The organism is Pseudomonas monsensis (genome assembly GCF_014268495.2).
GTDB classification, from domain to species: Bacteria; Pseudomonadota; Gammaproteobacteria; order Pseudomonadales; family Pseudomonadaceae; genus Aquipseudomonas; species Aquipseudomonas monsensis.
This window is the reverse complement of sequence record NZ_CP077087.1, coordinates 3894642-3909330: the sequence shown is the minus strand read 5'-3', so window position 1 is coordinate 3909330 and position 14689 is coordinate 3894642. Positions and strand designations below refer to the sequence as shown.

The 14689-nt window shown below is 61.7% G+C and carries 11 protein-coding genes; 4 read left to right on the top strand and 7 right to left on the bottom strand.

What is annotated here, in order from left to right; genetic code table 11:
- Nucleotides 1-67: 67 nt before the first annotated feature.
- Nucleotides 68-1216, top strand: coding sequence for a macrolide transporter subunit MacA (macA, locus tag HV782_RS17235; protein ID WP_123462846.1), 1149 nt, complete (start codon nucleotides 68-70; stop codon nucleotides 1214-1216).
- A 2-nt stretch (nucleotides 1217-1218) separates the two neighbouring features.
- The gene (locus HV782_RS17230) at nucleotides 1219-3177 is read left to right on the top strand and encodes a MacB family efflux pump subunit (protein WP_186748144.1); all 1959 of its coding nucleotides are present in this window, start codon (nucleotides 1219-1221) and stop codon (nucleotides 3175-3177) included.
- A 65-nt stretch (nucleotides 3178-3242) separates the two neighbouring features.
- On the opposite strand, the gene HV782_RS17225 is transcribed toward HV782_RS17230, so the two are convergent.
- Nucleotides 3243-3992, bottom strand: a complete 750-nt coding sequence (locus HV782_RS17225; protein ID WP_186748145.1) for a response regulator transcription factor — start codon at nucleotides 3990-3992, stop codon at nucleotides 3243-3245.
- A gap of 324 nt (nucleotides 3993-4316) precedes the next feature.
- On the opposite strand from HV782_RS17225, the gene ycaC reads away from it, so the two are divergent.
- Nucleotides 4317-4949 (top strand): isochorismate family cysteine hydrolase YcaC, encoded by a 633-nt coding sequence (ycaC, locus tag HV782_RS17220; protein WP_123462852.1) that lies wholly within the window; start codon nucleotides 4317-4319, stop codon nucleotides 4947-4949.
- A gap of 113 nt (nucleotides 4950-5062) precedes the next feature.
- On the opposite strand, the gene HV782_RS17215 is transcribed toward ycaC, so the two are convergent.
- The 5 genes from HV782_RS17215 to HV782_RS17195 all read right to left on the bottom strand — a co-directional run bounded on the left by HV782_RS17215 (nucleotide 5063) and on the right by HV782_RS17195 (nucleotide 12944).
- Entirely contained in the window at nucleotides 5063-6313 is a 1251-nt protein-coding gene (locus tag HV782_RS17215) for an MFS transporter (RefSeq protein WP_186748146.1), read from the bottom strand.
- 7 nt (nucleotides 6314-6320) lie between these two features.
- The gene (locus HV782_RS17210; RefSeq protein WP_186748178.1) at nucleotides 6321-9230 is read right to left on the bottom strand and encodes a PAS domain-containing hybrid sensor histidine kinase/response regulator; all 2910 of its coding nucleotides are present in this window, start codon (nucleotides 9228-9230) and stop codon (nucleotides 6321-6323) included.
- 171 nt (nucleotides 9231-9401) lie between these two features.
- Complete coding sequence (locus HV782_RS17205) at nucleotides 9402-10940, bottom strand: cryptochrome/photolyase family protein (protein ID WP_186748147.1); 1539 nt, start codon at nucleotides 10938-10940, stop codon at nucleotides 9402-9404.
- A 104-nt stretch (nucleotides 10941-11044) separates the two neighbouring features.
- Nucleotides 11045-12169: an alkene reductase gene (locus HV782_RS17200; RefSeq protein ID WP_128616139.1), complete on the bottom strand. Its 1125-nt coding sequence runs from the start codon at nucleotides 12167-12169 to the stop codon at nucleotides 11045-11047.
- A 97-nt stretch (nucleotides 12170-12266) separates the two neighbouring features.
- Nucleotides 12267-12944, bottom strand: coding sequence for a type 1 glutamine amidotransferase domain-containing protein (locus tag HV782_RS17195; RefSeq protein WP_186748148.1), 678 nt, complete (start codon nucleotides 12942-12944; stop codon nucleotides 12267-12269).
- Between the two features lie 210 nt (nucleotides 12945-13154).
- Here HV782_RS17195 and curR point away from each other — a divergent pair, with 210 nt between their 5' ends.
- On the top strand, nucleotides 13155-13739 hold the full coding sequence (curR, locus tag HV782_RS17190; protein ID WP_123462865.1) for a TetR family transcriptional repressor CurR: 585 nt from the start codon (nucleotides 13155-13157) through the stop codon (nucleotides 13737-13739).
- A 144-nt stretch (nucleotides 13740-13883) separates the two neighbouring features.
- Here the strand turns inward: curR and HV782_RS17185 are convergent, their stop codons facing one another.
- Complete coding sequence (locus HV782_RS17185) at nucleotides 13884-14579, bottom strand: tRNA (adenine(22)-N(1))-methyltransferase (protein ID WP_302467477.1); 696 nt, start codon at nucleotides 14577-14579, stop codon at nucleotides 13884-13886.
- Nucleotides 14580-14689: the final 110 nt, after the last annotated feature.

Below are 14689 nucleotides of genomic sequence, written 5' to 3'. Positions count from 1 at the left end.
ATATTGTTTTTTAAAAAGGAGCCCGGCCGCTGGCCGGGCTCACCCCTGAACGGACTTGTGGTCATTTATGGAAAAGTCGAAGTTGCGCAAAGTCGGTATGGGATTGGCACTGGCGGCGGTGGCCGGGTTGGTGTTCTACACGGTGCAGGCACCGGCCGAGGCACCGCAGTACCTGACCGCCACGGTCGAGCGGGATGATATCGAGAACGCGGTGCTGGCCACCGGCGTGCTCGAAGGGATCAAACAGGTGGATGTCGGCGCGCAGGTCTCCGGCCAGTTGAAGTCGCTCAAGGTCAAGGTCGGCGACAAAGTGAAAAAGGGCCAGTGGCTGGCGGAAATCGATCCGCTGGTGCTGCAGAACACCCTGCGTCAGGCCCAGGTCGATGAAGAGAACCTGCAAGCGCAAAAACGCGCGACCCAGGCCCAGCTCAAGCAGACCAAGGCGATTTACGAGCGCTATCAGAACCTGCAGGAGGATGCTTCGATCTCGCGCCAGGATTTTGAAACCGCCGAGTCGAACTATCAGGTGCAGCAGGCCAACCTGATGTCGCTGGAGGCGCAGATCAAAAGCGCACACATCCAGATCGACACGGCCAAGGTCAACCTGGCCTACACGCGGATTGTCGCGCCGATCGACGGCGATGTAGTCGGCATCGTCACCCAGGAAGGCCAGACGGTGATCGCCAACCAGTTGGCGCCGGTGCTGTTGAAACTGGCAGATCTGGACACCATGACGGTCAAGGCGCAGGTTTCGGAAGCCGATGTGATTCACATCGCGCCGGGGCAGGAGGTGTATTTCACCATTCTCGGTGAGGACAAACGCTATTACGCCAAACTGCGCGGCACCGAACCGGCCCCGCAGAATTTCCTCGAGACCCCGGCGGCCGGTACACCCAAGCAAAGCAGCGCGGTGTTCTACAACGCCTTGTTCGAGGTGCCTAATCTCGATCACCGTTTGCGCATCTCGATGACGGCGCAGGTGCGGGTGGTGCTTGATACCGCCAAATCAGTGTTGACCATTCCCGTGGCGGCCCTCGGGCCACGCAACGCCGACGGCAGTTTCCCGGTGCGCGTGCTCGACGCCAAGGGCCACGCCCAGTCGCGCAATGTGCAGACCGGGATCAACAACAACGTCAAGGTGCAGGTCAATGCCGGTCTGGCCGAAGGCGACCGTGTGGTGATCGGTGATCCGGTGACGAATGTGGCGGGGGCCTGAGCATGACGCAGCCACTGCTCCAGCTCAGCGGCATCACCCGCAGTTTCACCGCCGGTGACCGCGAATTCCTCGCCCTGAAGAACATCGACCTGACGATCAACGCCGGGGAAATGGTCGCGATCATCGGCGCCTCGGGCTCTGGCAAATCGACCTTGATGAACATCCTCGGGTGCCTCGATTACGCCACGGCCGGCAGCTACAAAATCAACGGCCAGGAAACCCGCGACCTCGACAATCAGGCCCTCGCCGAACTGCGTCGTGACTATTTCGGTTTCATCTTCCAGCGCTATCACTTGCTGCCGCACCTGAGCGCCATGCACAACGTCGAGATGCCGGCGATTTATGCCGGCACGCCACAGCTGCAGCGCCACGCCCGCGCCCGCGAGCTGTTGGCGCGGCTGGGCCTGGAAGAACACCTGAGCCACCGGCCGAGCCAGCTCTCCGGCGGCCAGCAGCAGCGCGTGAGTATCGCCCGGGCGTTGATGAACGGCGGCGAAGTGATCCTCGCCGACGAACCCACCGGCGCTCTCGACACCACCAGCGGCAAGGAAGTGATGCGCATCCTGCTGGAACTGCACGCGGCCGGGCACACGGTGATTCTGGTGACCCACGACCCGAAAGTCGCAGCCAATGCCGAGCGCATCATCGAAGTCAGCGACGGCGAAATCCTCAGCGACCGCACGAACGAACGTGACACCACACACCTGCTCAGTGAAGAACCAGTAACCCCCAAAGCCACCGCCACGCGCCGTCTGGTGGCCAGCCTTGGCCTGTTCAAGGAGGCCTTCAGCATGGCCTGGATCGCGCTGGTGTCGCACCGCATGCGCACGTTGCTGACCATGCTCGGCATCGTCATCGGCATCACCTCGGTGGTGTCGATCTCTGCGGTCGGCGAGGGTGCCAAGCGCTACGTGCTCAAGGACATCGCGGCCATCGGCAGTAATACCATCGACGTGTTTCCCGGTCGAAGTTACGGCGACAAGCGCGCCGCCTCCATTGAAACCCTGGTGCCCGCCGACGTCACGGCGCTGAATCAGCTGTACTACGTCGACAGCGCCACGCCGATGATTGGCCGTAGCCTGTTGCTGCGCTATCGCAATATCGACGTGGATGCGCAGGTCAACGGCGTCAGCGACCAGTATTTCAAAGTGCGCGGGATCAGGATGGCCGAGGGCATCGCGTTCAGCGAAAGCGATGCGCGGCGTCAGGCCCAAGTGGTGGTGATCGATCACAACACCCGCCAGCGTTTGTTCGGCGAGGGAGTCGATCCGTTGGGGCAGGTGATTTTGATCGGCAACCTGCCGTGCACGGTGATCGGGGTCGCTGCGGAAAACAAAAACCTGTTCGCTTCAGGCAAGACCCTCAACGTCTGGGTGCCCTATGAAACCGCCGCCGGCCGGGTGTTGGGCCAGCGTTATCTGGACAGCATCAGCGTGCGCATGAAGGACGGCCAGCCGAGCAAAGTGGTGGAAGAGCACGTTATTCAGTTGTTGCAGCAGCGCCACGGCACCAAGGATTTCTTCACCAACAACCTCGACAGCGTCTTGCAGACCGTGCAGAAAACCAGCCGCTCGCTGGCCTTGCTGCTGTCGTTGATCGCGGTGATTTCGCTAGTGGTCGGTGGTATCGGAGTGATGAATATCATGCTGGTGTCAGTCACCGAACGCACCCGCGAGATCGGCATCCGCATGGCGGTGGGGGCGCGGCAGTCGGACATTCGTCAGCAGTTTCTGGTGGAGGCCGTGATGGTCTGTCTGTTGGGCGGAGCGATCGGGATTTCGCTGTCGTACGGCATCGGCCATTTGTTTTCGGTGTTCATCAAGGAATGGGAAATGGTCTTCTCCCTCGCTTCGGTGCTCACAGCGGTGATCTGCTCGACCCTGATCGGCATCGTCTTCGGCTTCGTCCCGGCCCGCAACGCCTCGCGGCTCGATCCAATCGAAGCACTGGCCCGTGACTGAATAGCTGATTGCCCCAAGGAGTTGCCGCAGGCTGCGGCAGCTCCTTGGGGGGATTGCGGATGGGGTCAGGCTGCGGTGGAGGCCGAGGTGTCCTGAGGTGAATACATCCAGCGCATCAACGAATGGCGTCCGCTGATCCCCAGCTTGATCGCCGCGCGTTTGAGATAGCTTTCCACGGTGTTGACCTTCAACTGCAACAGCTCCGCCAGTTCCGGGGCGGTACGCCCGGCCAGCAGGCCGACGCACACCTCGGTTTCGCGGTTCGACAGGCTCAGTCCCAATTGCTCCAGACGCTCGGTGAAACGCAGGCGCAGGGTTTGCAGGCCGCTGCCTTCAGACGCCTCGGCGGGAGTCGCCGTGTCATGGTTCGTCGGCTGCAGGGCGCTGATGTGTTTTTCCACCATCGGCAGCAGCACCGGCGAGATGTCCTGCAACAAGCTGCGTTCCTGCGCCGAAAACCGCTGCGACTGCGCATTGCGATACACCGAAATCACGTAGCGAAAACCGTCCTTACGGCGGGTCAGGTGCAGTTGCGAGGCATCGGCCACGCTCGAAGAATCCGCTGCGTGCGGCGCATGGGCCGCCGCAGCGCTGTGTTCGGAGAATAGCGTCTCTGCCAGTTGCGCCGAGTCTTTGACCGGCCCCGGCTCACCACGACTGGCGGCGCGGCTCACCGGTTCGACGCGCATCTGCCGGATGTGCGTGGCGTCCACTGCCAACTGGGTGAGGATCAGGTCATGCAGCATGCGCGGGAAGTGCCGGCTGCCGGTGCTGGCGATCACTTTGCCGATGTGGGGAAACAGGTGTGAATTCATATGCGTCATCCATGAATGTACGTAGAGACAGACTTCCAGCCGCGCCGCCGACGATCTCCCTGAACGGCAAACACGCGCTGCATTGGATCCTATCCTAGTACAACGTTTTAGCGACCGTTTAATGAAGGTGTTATTAGCTCATAACGAGCATCCGTCGCCATTCTTCAAGCGAGCGTGGATTTATCCGCCAGGGTTCGCTTGGATTGTCCTGTTTGAGTTGACGGTGAAACGCTTTTCAACGGATTTATCCTTTTCCGGCCCCCCAGTAATCTGTGCCCAACTTGAACGCAACAACAATTTCCAACATTGAAAAGGGACGCGCAGATGAACACTCCAACCTACAACCGCCTGAACAAAGACGACGCCGTGGTACTGCTGGTCGATCACCAGACCGGCCTGATCTCCCTGGTCCAGGACTTCTCGCCCAACGAGTTCAAGAACAACGTGCTGGCGCTGGCCGATCTGGCGAAATTCTTCAACTTGCCGACCATCCTCACCACCAGCTTCGAACAAGGCCCGAACGGCCCGCTGGTGCCGGAACTGAAAGAAATGTTCCCCGACGCGCCGTACATTGCCCGCCCGGGTCAGATCAACGCCTGGGACAACGAAGACTTCGTCAAGGCTATCAAGGCCACCGGCCGCAAACAGATCATCATCGCCGGCGTGGTAACCGATGTGTGCGTTGCGTTCCCGACCCTGTCGGCCCTGGCCGAAGGCTTCGACGTGTTCGTCGTCACCGATGCCTCCGGCACCTTCAACACCACCGTGCAACAAGCCGCGTGGAACCGCATGACCCAGGCCGGCGCACAGATGATGAACTGGTTCTCTGTGGCCTGCGAACTGCACCGCGACTGGCGCAACGACATCGAAGGGCTGGGTAACCTGCTGTCGCAACGGATTCCGAACTATCGCAACTTGATGAATGGTTATGCGGCGTTGACGGCTCAGCAGAAGTAAACCGACACGGTTCAAAGGAAAAGCCTGCTTTGAAAAGCAGGCTTTTGTCCGTTCAGACTGAATACCGATCTCACAGCTAGCGCATACCCCCTATGGGAGCGGGCAACGCAATGCTACCTGCCAAGCGCCACATTGGTCGGCGCAGTTTCGACATCTGGCTCGCCCCGTAACGTCTCCGGAACTCCCGCCCAAAGCACCGCCACCGCCACGCCCGCAATCCCTGCCAGTGTCAGAAACGCAGCACTGTAACCGGCGCCTTGCACGACGAATCCGGCCAGGCCGTTGCTCAGTGCAGCGCCCAGGCCGAAGACGGTGGTCAGGGCGCCGAGGCTGATGTTGAAGTGGCCGGTGCCTTGGGTGAGGTCTTTGACCATGATCGGGAACAGCGCGCCGAACAGACCTGCACCAACGCCGTCGAGCATCTGCACGGCCACCAGCCAGTAAGGGTCGTCGGACAAGGTGTAGAGCACGCCGCGCAGCGGCAGAATCAGGAAACCGGCGAGCAGCAGTGGCTTGCGCCCCCAGACGTCGGCTTTCGCGCCGACCAGCATGGCCGCCGGAACCATGACCAGTTGCGCCGCGACGATACAGGCGGAGGTCAGTGGCGTGGCCATTTGCAGATTGGTCAGCGACAGTTTTTGACTGACCAGCGGCAGCATCGCGGCGTTGGCCAGGTGGAACAGCGCGCAGCAAATGGCAAATAACAGCAGCGGTCGGTTGGTCAGCAGCACCGACCAGCCAGAAGGTTGGTGCCGGCCGGCCTCGGCGGGGTCGAGGCCGCGTGCGACGTCATGGTCGATGGCGTCTGCCGCAACGAAGTGAATGGCAATCACGCTGGCGAGTGCCATCGCGGCCATCAGGTAGAACACGGCGACAGGGCCGAACAGGTAGGCGAACAGGCCGGCGAGTAATGCCGCGCAGGCATTGCCGGCATGGTTGAACGTTTCGTTGCGCCCGGTTCGCCGGGTGAATGCGCGCGGCCCGGTCATGCCCAGGGTGATGGCGCAAATGGCCGGGGCGAAGACCGAGGCAGCCGCGGCACTCAGGGCCTGGGTCAACGCGACGAGACTGAAGGAGGTCACGAACGGCAGCAACAGGCAGCTGCCAGTCACCAGCAGCGCGGCGATAGCGATCAATGCACGTTTGGCGCGGGTGCCGTCGACCAGTGCGCCGGCGGGCGTTTGCGTGATCAGCGCGGCGATCCCGGCAATGGTCATGACCACGCCGATGCTGGCCGGGTCCCAGTGATGCACGGCCAACAGGTAGATCGCCAGGTACGGTCCGAGGCCGTCGCGTACGTCAGCGAGGAAAAAATTGAGGCTGTCGAGTGACAGGTTATTGCGCCGATCCAGTTGATTGCTCACGACAGCCTCATTCCCCAGGGTTCGAAATCAGGTTGCTGACCCGCGCCACCAACGTGTCGACGGCGAACGGTTTGGTCAGAACCTGCATGCCCGGGCCGAGTTGACCATTGCCGAGCACGGCGTTTTCAGCGTAGCCAGTAATGAACAAGGTCTTCAGTTTCGGCCGGATTTCCAGGCCCGCGTCGGCCATTTGCCGGCCGTTCATGCCTCCCGGCAAACCGACATCGGTGATCAGCAGGTCGATGTGTGCACTGGAACGCAACGTCTCCAGCCCTTCGACACTGTCGGCCGCCACCAGCACGACGTAGCCGAGTTCGCTGAGCACGTCCCGCAGCAGCATGCGCACTGTCGGTTCGTCGTCGACGATGAGGATCGTTTCCCCGGCTTTTGCCAGCGGGGTTGTCATGTTGTGCGTGGCATCGTGATTTTGCTGGGTCTCGCCGCAATAGCGTGGCAGGTAAATGCACATGCTCGTGCCTTGGCCCACTTGCGAGTGCACGCGCACCTGGCCGCCCGATTGTTTGGTAAAGCCGTAGATCATCGACAGCCCCAGACCTGTACCCTGGCCCAGTGGCTTGGTGGTGAAAAACGGGTCGAAGGCCTTGGCGACGATATCGGCGCTCATGCCGGTGCCGGTGTCCTTCACGCACAGGCACAGGTATTGGCCTTGAGGAATATCGAGGGTACGCGCCGACTCCACTGTCACGGAGCGATTTGAGGTTTCCACGGTGATGCAGCCGCCGTCGGGCATGGCGTCGCGGGCATTGATGCACAGGTTGAGCAGGGCGTTTTCCAGTTGACTGGCGTCGACCAGTGCAGGCCACAGGTCGGCGGCCGCCAGTGTCTTCAGGCGGATACTCGGGCCGACCGTGCGCTGGATCAGTTCGGTCATGCCGACAATCAGCGTGTTGACGTCCGTCGGGCGCGGATCGAGGGTCTGGCGTCGGGAGAATGCCAGGAGTCGATGGGTCAGGGCCGCGGCGCGTTTGGTGGCGCCTTGGGCGGTCACCAGGTACTTGTCGACGTCCTTCAGGCGGCCCTGTGCGATGCGCTTTTCCATCAGCTCCAGCGCTGCCGAAATGCCGGCCAGCAGGTTATTGAAGTCATGGGCCAGGCCGCCGGTCAGTTGCCCGACGGCTTCCATTTTTTGCGACTGGCGCAGTTTTTCTTCGGCCTGCATAAGATCGGCGGTGCGTGCCGTCACGCGTTGTTCCAAGGTGTCGTTGAGCGCTCGCAGTGCGGCGTTGGCGCGGTCTCGCTCGGCTTCGACGTTGCGTCGTTCCTCGACGTCGATGAGCACGCCGGGGAAACGCAGCGGGGTGCCGTCCTCGGCGCACTCGACGCGGCCGTTGGCCTCGATCCAGTTGTATTTGCCATCGGCGCCGCGCACCCGGTATTGATGGGAATAGGCGCCGCCGCGGGCAATTGCCTCGTCGATCGCGCTGATGAGCGCGGCCTGGTCGTCGGGGTGAACGGTCATCGCCACTTGTTCCAGGCTGAGGCCATCGCGACCCAAAGCCGGATCAAGGTTGAACACCCGGGCGAAGGCTTCGTCAACGGTGAAGCAATCGGTCGGCAGGTCCCAATGCCAGGTGCCGATAATGGCGCCGGCGGCGAGGGCCAGTTGCACGCGCTCGATGTTTTCCCGGGCCACCGCTTCGCTGACCCGCAAGCGCTCTTCGGCATCACGGCGCTGGGTGACGTCGCTGAAAAAGATTGCGATCTGGCGATCAGCCGGGGCGCCGACGCGCACCGCGCGCACGTCGAACCAGCGTTCAAAGGTGTTGGCGTAATTTTCGAAATTCGCCGGTTCGCCGGTTTTGGCGACGTGACCGTAGGTTTCGAACCAGAAGCTTTCCAGATTGGGCGCGAACTCGGTCACCCATTTGCCGCGCAGATTGACCCCGGCCTGACGCTCGAAGGCCGGGTTGGCTTCGACGAAGAAGTAGTCCACCGGGCGATCGTCAGCGTCGAATTTGACCTTGACGATGGCAAACGCCGCTTCGATGGTTTCCAGAATGGTGCTGAAGCGTTCTTCGCTCAGGCGCAGCGCGGTTTCGGCACTGCGCGAACGGGTCAGGTCGAGCATCGCGCCGATCATGCGTTCGGCCTGGCCGTCGGCATTGCGAATCATGTGGCCGCGATCAAGCACCTCGGCGTAAGAACCGTCCTGGCAGCGAAAGCGATATTCGGCGCTCCAGGTCGAGCCGCTGCCGTTGATGGCTGAGCGGATCGAGGCCTCGACGCTTTGGCGATCCTGCGGGTGGATCTGCGCGAACCGCCAGTCAGCGGTGGAGTCGATGGCGGCCGGGGCAATTCCATACGCCTGTTGCAGGGCTTCGTTCCAGATGATCTGGTTGGTGCGCAGATCCCAGTCCCATACCGCGTCGCGGGTGGCCTTGACCGCCAGGCGATAACGCTCCTGGGTTTCGAACAGCGAGCGGCCGGCCAGATGCTCACTGGTGCGGTCGCGCAGGATTTTGACGAAGCCGCCATGGCAATGGTTGTCGTCGTAAAGCGGCATCAACTCGCCCGATGCCCAGAACCGCTGCCCGTCCTTGCGCACATGCCAGCGTTCATCGGAGGCGCGTCCTTCCTGCAGGGCGCGCTGCATCTCCAGCTCGACACGGCCGGCTGCGCGGTCCTCGGGGGTGAAAAAGCGCTCGACACTCTGGCCGAGCATTTCTTCGGCGGTCCAGCCCATGACGTTGACGGCCCCGGTGTTCCACTCGGTGATTTTGCCCAACGGGTCGGTGACGACCATCGCGAAGTCGATCGCGCACTCGAAGATCGCCCGCAGGCGCGCCTCACTGCTGGCCAGTGCTGTGCGGCTCGCGGCCAGTTGCGCGGCGATATCGGGCGGGGCTTCGACACCGGCTGCTCCAGAGCCGGTGTCGAGTGCCTGGCGCAGACGCATGACCTCTGCCTCCAGCGCCTCACGGGTAAGAAGTTTCAAAGTGTCCACTGCTCATGCCTTATTGAGGTCAGGGTCTGGGTTCATTCAACGTTCTGCGAACGAGTACGGATCACCCATTGACACGGCGCCTCATGGTTAAGTTGCACCCGTGAAGTCGCGCGTCGGCTGACCTCAGAGCGACTGCCCGTTGTCGAGCCTGTCGAGCAAGGCCTGGCCGCGTTGCCAGAGTGCCTGTTGTTTGGCTGACGGCATGCGATCGAGGTTTTTGTAGAGCATGGCCATGCGCTGATTGCTGCGCAGCCTGTCGCCGTGGCGCATCAGGAAATGCCAGTACAGGGCATTGAACGGACAGGCGTTGTCGGCGGTGCTTTCGCTCACCTTGTACGCGCAATTGGCGCAGTAGTCGGACATCCGCTTGATGTATTGGCCGCTGGCGCAGTAAGGCTTGGAACCGAGGTAGCCGCCATCGGCGTGCATGACCATGCCCAGGGTATTGGGCAATTCGACCCAGTCGAACGCGTCCATGTAGATCGCCAGGTACCACTCGCAGATCTGGCTCGGAACGATGCCGGCCAGCAAGGCAAAATTGCCGGTGACCATCAGCCGCTGAATGTGATGGGCATAGGCATGTTTCAGGCTTTGCCCGATGGCTTGGCGCATGCAGTTCATTTGCGTGTCGCCGGTCCAGTAGAACTCGGGCAATGGCCGGCTGTTGCCGAAGACGTTGCCCGCGGCGTAATCGGGCATTTTCAGCCAGTACACACCGCGCACGTATTCGCGCCAGCCAATCAGTTGGCGGATGAAGCCTTCGGCGGCATTCAGGGCCACGCGGCCTGACCAATAAGCTGCCTCGACGTCGCTGCACACCTGGCGCACATCGAGCAGTCCGATATTCAGCGCGGCGCTGATGCGAGCATGGAACAGAAACGGTTCGTCGCTGGCCATCGCATCCTGATAGTCGCCGAAACCGGCCAGCCCGAAATCGAGAAAATACTCCCACAACGCCTGGGCATCGGCGTGGGTCACCGGGTAGTTGAAGTCTTCCAGAGAACCGTAGTGTCCGGTGAAACGTGCTTTCACCAGTGCGCATACTTGCTCGGTAATGGTGTCCGCCGAGAAGCTCAGGGGGTAGGGCGGCTTGACCTGTTTGGGCAGTGATTTACGGTTGTCCGCGTCGAAGTTCCAGGCTCCGCCGACCGGCGTGCCATCGCCATTGAGCAACAGCCCGCTTTTACGGCGCATCTCGCGGTAGAAATACTCCATGCGCAACTGTTTTTTTCCGGCCGCCCACTCCGAGAATTCGCCGCGAGTGCAGAGAAAACGCCGGTCGCTGTGCCAATGGATCGGCACGCCACAGTCTTTGAGGGATTGCTCCAGACGCCAGTCGCCGGTTTCGGTCAGGTGCACTTCATCCGCGTTCAGTCGCGCCTGCCAGCGCTGCAATTCGCCCGGCACGCTGCCGCTGTTTTGCGCGTCGTCGAGGGTGACGTACTGCACGCGAAAGCCCTGGTTGGCCAGCGCCTGCGCGAAGTGGCGCATGGCACTGAACACCAGGACAATTTTCTGTGGGTGATGGGGGACGTGGCTGGCTTCCTCCATCACCTCGACCAGCAGAACGGTATCGCGTTCGCGATCGAGCCCCTGCAACGAGGCGAGATCGAACGATAACTGGTCGCCGAGGACCAGGCACAGCCGGTGGATTGCTTTCATTCGAACGGATTCAGCCTGTTGAGCGGCGATAAAGTTGCCAGCAGTCGATAAAACCTCTGTTCAGATAGTTGTACGAAATTATGTGTTTGTATAGGTTTTTCTGATTAACCGGGATAAACCGGGTAATCGACGTAACCTTGCGCATCGCCGCCATAGACCGTGGCCGGGTTCAGCGCATTGAGTGGCCAGCCATTGGCGATTCGCGCAGGCAGGTCCGGATTGGCCATGAACGGCCGACCGAAGGCCACCAGGTCAGCGAGGCCGGAATCGAGCAACTGCGCCCCGGACTCGGGGGTGTAGCGCCCGGCATAAATGATTGCGCCGCTGAACGTTTCGCGCACCGCCCGGCGGAAGGTTTCCGGCATGGCCGGGGCATTGTCCCAATCGGCTTCTGCAATGGACAAGTAGGCGATGCCGACGTCTTCGAGCACTTTGATCGCTTCGATATAGGTGCGGTGCGGATCGTCCTCGACCATGCCCAGGTAGGTGCGCGCCTCATCGGTGGTGGTGAACAGCGGGGCGAAACGCACGCCGACTTTTTCCTTGCCGATGCATTCGGCGACACCCGCCACCACTTCGCGCAGAAAACGCAGGCGATTGTGCAGCGAGCCGCCGTACTGATCGGTGCGCAGGTTGCTGTGGGCGGAAATGAACTGGTTGACCAGATAACCATTGGCGCAGTGCAGTTCGATGCCGTCGAAACCGGCGTCGATCGCATTGCGCGCCGCCTGGATATACAGCTGAACCAGTTCCTGAACTTCGTCAGTGCTCAGTGCCCGAGGTGCGGAGGGCGGCACCAGTTCGCCACGGCCAGGCGCCGTTTCGATGAACACACTGACCCGGTCGGTGGCCACGGCAGACGCCGACACCGGTGCCGCCCCGTCAGGCTGCAATGCGGTGTGCGAGACGCGACCGACGTGCCAGAGCTGGGCGAAGATCACGCCGTCGACGGCATGCACGGCCTCGGTGACTGCGCGCCATCCGGCGATCTGCTCGGCACTGTGGATGCCGGGCGTCCACGCATAACCCTGGCCACGCGGCTCGATTTGCGTACCTTCGGTCACCAGCAAACCGGCACCGGCGCGCTGCTGGTAATACTCGGCCATCAATGCATTGGCGATGTTGCCCGGTTGGCTGCTGCGCTGGCGGGTGAGGGGGGGCAGGACAATGCGGTTTTTCAGAGTGTGCAGGCCCAATTTGGCGGGCGTGAAGTAAGCGTGGTGGTTCATGGGTTACCTTTCAAGGGTTTATTAGACCAGTCAACTATTGGTCGAGCGTAAAAAAAACGCCGTGCATCACGCGCACGGCGTCTGGATCGGTCAGTCATCAGCCGAGCATGTTCAACAGCTTCTCGGCGACGGCAGCGGAGCTGGCAGGGTTCTGACCGGTCACGAGTTGGCCGTCAGCCACCACGTGTACCTGCCAGTCGGCGACCTTGGAATAGTGGCCGCCCAGACGCTGGAATTCGTCTTCGATCAGGAACGGCACGACCTCGGTCAGGCCCACCGCGGCCTCTTCGGAATTAGTGAAACCGGTGACTTCGCGGCCCTGAACCAGCGGCTTGCCATCTGCCTTGACCACGTGACGCAGCACGCCCGGCGCATGGCAGACAAAACCGTGAGGCTTGTTGCTGCGGTCGAAGGCTTCGATCAGGGCGATCGACTGCTTGTCCTCGGCCAGATCCCACAGCGGGCCGTGGCCACCTGGATAGAACACGGCATCGAAATCGTCGGCGCGTACATCGGCCAGACGGCCAGTGTTGGCGAGGGCCTGTTGTGCCGCCGGATCGTTGCGGAAACGGTCGGTTTCGGCGGTCTGGGCGTCGGGCTCATCGCTTTTCGGATCGAGCGGCGGCTGGCCACCGGCCGGAGAAACCAGAGTGACATCGGCGCCGGCGTCCTTGAAGGCGTAGTACGGGGCGGCGAACTCTTCCAGCCAGAAGCCGGTTTTCTTGCCAGTGTTGCCGAGTTGATCGTGCGAAGTCAGAACCATCAAGATTTTCATAGAGCACCCTGGGGTTGATCGGGTGGCGTCGCGACGCAACGGATTTGCGCAGCGGCGACACCGGGAAATGAGTTGTCGGAGCGCAGCATAGATTCCAATTAGACCAGTCGTCTAGTAATTTTTTCTACGCAGGCTTTTCAATGACAGGTGTGGCAAACTCCCGTTCCATCGAATTAAACGACTGGTCTATTGTTTGGTACTGCACGCCCCATGAAACCGACCTACGACGACACCCGCCAACATTTGCTCGACACCGGCCACCGAATGATGGCCGAGAAAGGCTTCACCAGTGTCGGCCTCAACGAAATCCTGCAAACCGCCGGCGTGCCGAAAGGCTCGTTCTATCACTACTTCAAATCCAAGGAGTTGTACGGCCAGGCGTTGCTTGAGGATTACTTCGTCGACTATCTCGCCGACATGGAGCGACGCCTGACGCTGCCCGGCCTCAACGCCTACGAGCGGCTGATGGATTACTGGCAGGGCTGGCAGAACCGTTGCACCCTGGAAGGGCATGGCGACGAATGTCTGGTGGTGAAACTCAGTGCCGAGGTCGCCGACTTGTCCGAATCCATGCGCCTCACCTTGCGTGACGGCGCCGAACGCGTGGTCGCGCGCATTGCCCTGTGCATCGAGCAGGGCCAGGCCGACCACTGCCTCCCCGAGGGCGACGCCCGGCATTTGGCCGAGACCCTGTATCAGCTGTGGCTGGGGGCGAGCCTGCTGAACAAATTGCAGCGCACCGGGCAATCGCTGAAGACGTCGATGGCGACCACGCAAACATTGCTCAGCGTTTGACGCTTGCAGGGGCGTGAGCCCTGCCTCGTTACGCGTGAGCGCGAACATGAGGTTGCGCTTGCGCGTCTCTGCAGCTGATGCGGCGAGCCACAGAATTCCAGACCTGTGTCGGTCAGTCCCGAGCGTCCGTCAGGTGCCGGACCTTCAGGTCAGCAGTTCGCTGATCCATCGCGTCTGGCGGTTCAGTTCCTGCACCCTGCCTTCAGGCAATGTTTGCCGGGCCTGGCTGAGTTGGCTCAACGTCTTCTGCTTGTGCCGCAGCTTGTGTCGCCACTTGCTCAGGAACGCCGGGCTGCGTGCCTGCAGGTGCAAGGGACCGAAGTACAGCTCTTTGGCGCTGTAGCTCACCGCATCGGCACGTTCGGCGACGATGATTTCGTAGTCGAAGCGGTTCTCGCGCAGCACTTCTTCACTGTGGATCCGGTAGCCGTTGTCCATCAACCATTGGCGCAAGGGCTGCTCGCCGCCGTTGGGTTGCAGGATCAGCCGTTCCTTGCCGCTCAAATGAGTTTTGCCGCGGTCGAGAATGTCGCGGATGGTTTCGCCACCCATGCCGCACAGGCTGACGGCGGTAATCGCGTCTGCAGGCGTGATCGCCGCCAGACCATTGGCCAGGCGTACGCTGATGCGCTGGTGCAGATCGTTGTCGCGCACGGTGCGTTGCGCTGCCTGGAAAGGTGTCGTGGCGACTTCGCCCGCCACGGCGTACGCGATTGCTCCGCGCCGCAGCAACGCCACCGGCAGATAGCCGTGGTCCGAGCCGATATCGGCCAGGTGCGCACCGGCCGGAATGTGTGCGGCCACGCGCTCAAGGCGCATGGACAATGTCTGTTCGTTCAACGGCAACCCCTGTTTACCACGCGCCTGCTGCTGGCTGGCAGGCAAAGGGGTGCGACTCTGGCGAGCAACGCCGAGGCTGTCAAATCCTGCCGACAGAATTGAAGAGCCCC

Bases quoted from the DNA above. Each gene is read 5' to 3' on its own strand.
- curR (WP_123462865.1), top strand. From the start codon at position 13,155: ATGAAACCGACCTACGACGACACCCGCCAACATTTGCTCGACACCGGC.
- HV782_RS17210 (WP_186748178.1), bottom strand. From the start codon at position 9,230: ATGCGTCTGCGCCAGGCACTCGACACCGGCTCTGGAGCAGCCGGTGTC.
- HV782_RS17200 (WP_128616139.1), bottom strand. From the start codon at position 12,169: ATGAACCACCACGCTTACTTCACGCCCGCCAAATTGGGCCTGCACACT.
- HV782_RS17225 (WP_186748145.1), bottom strand. From the start codon at position 3,992: ATGAATTCACACCTGTTTCCCCACATCGGCAAAGTGATCGCCAGCACC.
- macA (WP_123462846.1), top strand. From the start codon at position 68: ATGGAAAAGTCGAAGTTGCGCAAAGTCGGTATGGGATTGGCACTGGCG.
- HV782_RS17230 (WP_186748144.1), top strand. From the start codon at position 1,219: ATGACGCAGCCACTGCTCCAGCTCAGCGGCATCACCCGCAGTTTCACC.
- HV782_RS17195 (WP_186748148.1), bottom strand. From the start codon at position 12,944: ATGAAAATCTTGATGGTTCTGACTTCGCACGATCAACTCGGCAACACT.
- ycaC (WP_123462852.1), top strand. From the start codon at position 4,317: ATGAACACTCCAACCTACAACCGCCTGAACAAAGACGACGCCGTGGTA.
- HV782_RS17205 (WP_186748147.1), bottom strand. From the start codon at position 10,940: ATGAAAGCAATCCACCGGCTGTGCCTGGTCCTCGGCGACCAGTTATCG.